This is a genomic window from Amnibacterium sp. (assembly GCF_025463795.1).
Taxonomy (GTDB): Bacteria; Actinomycetota; Actinomycetes; order Actinomycetales; family Microbacteriaceae; genus Amnibacterium.
In genome coordinates this window covers 1-3,428 of record NZ_JAODBE010000136.1, presented here as the reverse complement: position 1 = coordinate 3,428, position 3,428 = coordinate 1, and the positions used below count along the sequence as shown (strand labels likewise).

The 3,428-nt window shown below is 68.9% G+C and carries 1 protein-coding gene, 2 tRNA genes and 1 pseudogene; 1 reads left to right on the top strand and 3 read right to left on the bottom strand.

Annotated features, from left to right (window positions below; translation table 11 throughout):
- Window positions 1–879 precede the first annotated feature (879 nt).
- Window positions 880–1,788: pseudogene (locus JWQ92_RS16930) on the top strand (tyrosine-type recombinase/integrase); the annotation flags it as partial.
- 221 nt (window positions 1,789–2,009) lie between these two features.
- On the opposite strand, the gene JWQ92_RS11910 reads toward JWQ92_RS16930, so the two are convergent.
- From JWQ92_RS11910 to JWQ92_RS11900, 3 genes are all read right to left on the bottom strand, one after another.
- Window positions 2,010–2,082, bottom strand: a tRNA-Arg gene (locus JWQ92_RS11910).
- A 58-nt stretch (window positions 2,083–2,140) separates the two neighbouring features.
- On the bottom strand, window positions 2,141–3,160 hold the full coding sequence (locus JWQ92_RS11905; RefSeq protein WP_297344675.1) for a PHP domain-containing protein: 1,020 nt from the start codon (window positions 3,158–3,160) through the stop codon (window positions 2,141–2,143).
- Between the two features lie 155 nt (window positions 3,161–3,315).
- Window positions 3,316–3,405, bottom strand: a tRNA-Ser gene (locus JWQ92_RS11900).
- Between the last annotated feature and the right edge of the window lie 23 nt (window positions 3,406–3,428).

Genomic DNA, 3,428 nt, shown 5'->3' with positions numbered 1-3,428 from the left:
CTCGCCCACTCCCGCCCATACGCGCCCGTACTCGCTGATGTCCGGTTCAGCGGACGCCCTCGGACGGGATGCCACACGGGTTGCTGCGGCGGGCGGTTCGGGGCCTGGGGAGAACTGGTTCGCGATGTCCGGCTTGGAGAGGGAGCGAGCCTCGGCCTGCGAACGGACCGGGGCGGCGCCCTATGAGTAACCCCGTCGTTACCCCCGTCGTTGCGTGCGACGGGTTTGGCGACGGGGGTTTGGGCGTCTTGCCCTGTCTTGGTCTGCTTCCTCGGCGGGTGCCGTACGCGAACCACCCTCACTCAGCGGAAGAGATTGCTGAGCGAGGGTGGTTCGCGTATTCAGGAAGCAGACCAAGACAGGGCACGACAACGAGCGGGAAGGAGTGGACACAGGCGGAAGAAGGTGGCTGGGGGCGGCGGGGCATGAGGTGTGCGTGAAGGACGTGGTGGCGGGACCGGAAGAGAGGCGGAGGGTTGCGGGCGGCGCCATCGGGATCGAGAAAGTCGGAGAGGCAGATCGAGCGAAGCGGGAAGGGGCGAGAACGGGCGGAGGAAGTGCGACCGAGAGGAGGTTGGGCGGCTCGTAGCGTGACATGCGAGAAGCAACGGCTTGCGGCGATGTCGGTCCGACGCCTGACACTGCGGGAGTTCGGGTGCGCCATCCGGGCGAGGAGGTTCCGTGGCCGGCATCTATCGCCGATGCGGATGCCGTCGAAGCGACGGGCGCCTGTATCCCGCGCTTCCGGATCGCCCGAGCCCCGCGAACCGGGCCGCGACGTGTCCCCGGTTGAGCAGCGATCCCAAACATGGGTCGTGGGGGTTCGCGCTCTCAGGTGGGAAGGACCCCGGCAGCGGGCAACGTGTACAAGTCCGCCGAATGGGCTATCCGACGAAGCGGGCTGCGCAGGCGGAGCGCGCGCGGCTGGTCGACCAGATCGCCACCGGCCGTTTCCGGCACCACCGCGGGCTCACCGTCGGCCAATGGATGCCCGATTGGCTTGACCGTCGGATCAGCGAGGGCCTGCGCCCCTCGACCGCGGTGATGTACCGCCGATACGTCGAGCGCGACATCATGCCGGCGCTGGGACCTCTCCGGCTGACCGAGTTGCGCCACCATCACGTCGATCGCTTTCTGCAGAACCAACTGGCCGCAGGCCGTGGCACCGTCACGGTCAGACGCATCCACGCGGTGCTCTCGAGCGCGCTCAGCACTGCCCACCGGCTCCAGCTCGTCGAGGTGAACCCTGCAGCCAACGTCGCGCTCCCGCCGGAGCGGCCTCACCGCCAGAACGTGTGGGAGCCTGCTCAGGTCGGGCTCTTCCTGCAAGCGGCGGCGACCGAGCGGCTCGGCCCGCTGTTCGAGATCGCAGTGTTCACCGGCTTGCGACGCGGGGAGCTGCTTGGCCTGCAGTGGGGCGACGTTGACCTTGCTGAGGGCGAGCTCGTGGTGCGCCGGCAACGCGTCGACGCGGGCGGCCATGCGGTGACCGGTGACGCGAAGACGGCGGCTGGCCAGAACCGACGGGTGGGTCTGGGACCCGCTGCTCTCGCGGCGTTCCTCACGTGGCGGGACACCCAGGACAGCGATCGCGCCACCTGGGAGAACCTGTACCACGGGAGCGATTGGATCTTCACCCAGGAAGACGGCAGCCCGTTGGCGCCCCAGTATGTGACGAAGCGCTTTGAGGCGCTCGTGGGGCGAGCGCAACTCCCGCCCATGACCTTCCACGGGCTGCGCCACCAGCACGCGTCGCTCATGATCGCGCAGGGGGTTGATCTGGCCGTGGTGTCGAAGCGACTAGGGCACTCCTCGATCGCCCTCACGAACGATCTGTACGGGCACCTACTGCGTGGCGCTAACAAGGCCGCGGCACAAGCGGCCGAGGCGCTGGTCCCTCGTCCCTCGCAGGCGACCCAGCGGCGGAGTGTGCACACATCGCGGTCGCCGTGGCTCAAAGGAAGAAGCCCCGGTCGAAGAACTACTGTTCTGACCAGGGCTTCTGTCTGCGCGCCCGGAGGGACTCGAACCCCCAACCTTCTGATCCGTAGTCAGATGCTCTATCCGTTGAGCTACGGGCGCATGCCGGTTCGAAACCGACCGAACGACTCTACCAGTCCGGCGCGGGGGCTTCGAAGCGTCAGCTGCCGGCCCGCGACCACTCGAGCAGCCGCTCCGCCGACCAGGTCGTCACGATGCGCTCCGGGGGCACGCCGTTCGCCGCGGCGCGGGCCGCGCCGAGCCCGAGGAAGTCGAGGTGACCGGGCGCGTGGGCATCCGTGTCGATGCTGAAGAGGCAGCCCGCATCGAGGGCTCGCTGGATGAGGTCGTCAGGGGGATCCTGGCGCTCCGGCCGGGAGTTGATCTCGACCGCGACATCGCGTGCGGCGCAGGCGGCGAAGACCGCGTCCGCGTCGAACTCGGACTGGGGGCGCGTGCCCCGGCCACCTTCGACGAGCCGGCCGGTGATGTGGCCGAAGACGTTGAGATGCGGGTCCTCGAGGGCGCCGAGCATCCGTCGCGTCATGGTGTCGTGGTCCGCCCGGAGCTTCGAGTGCACGCTGGCGACCACGACGTCGAGGCGGTCGAGCATCTCGGGCGTCTGGTCGAGGGTGCCGTCCTCGAGGATGTCCACCTCGATCCCCGACAGGAGGCGGAAACCGTCGGATCGCTCGTTGATCGCTGCTACGACCTCGAGTTCCGCGTCGAGCCGCTCGACGGTGAGCCCGTTGGCGATCGTGAGGTGGGGCGAGTGGTCCGTGAGCGCGGTGTACTCGCGGCCGAGCAGGATCGCGCCCTCGACCATGAGCTCGATGGGGGTGGTGCCGTCGGACCACTCGCTGTGCGTGTGGAGGTCGCCGCGCAGCTGGGCGAGCAGTGCCCGTCCCTCCGGCGTGAGCTCCTCGTCGGCCTGGTCGCGAAGCCGCTGCAGATACACCGGGACGGCCCCGTCGAGCGACTGCTGGATCACCTCGAACGAGCGACCGCCGATGCCGCGGGTCGACTTCAGTCGGCCGTCTCGGGCGCGGGCGGAGAGCTCGTCGGCGTCGAGACCCTGGATGGCCGCCGCAGCGCGCCGGAACGCCTGAATCTTGAACACGGGCGCGCGGTCCCGTTCGAGGCGGAAGGCGATCTCGGCGAGTGCGGCGTGCGGATCCACGCCTCGATTGTCCGCGTGCCGACTGCACGCGCGGCAACTCCATGGAGGGTTGCCACCTTCTGCTCCTTCGAGGGCCGGAGACCAGCAGAAAGTGGCGACCCTCGCCAGGGCGGAGACCAGAAACGGCGCCTCCGGGGGGAAGCGCCGTAGCGGAGCGGAGACGGTGGGATTTGAACCCACGGAACCCTAATAGGGTTCTCCACCTTAGCAGGGTGGTGCACTCGACCGGACTATGCGACGTCTCCCGGCGCCCGACAGCATAGCCGCT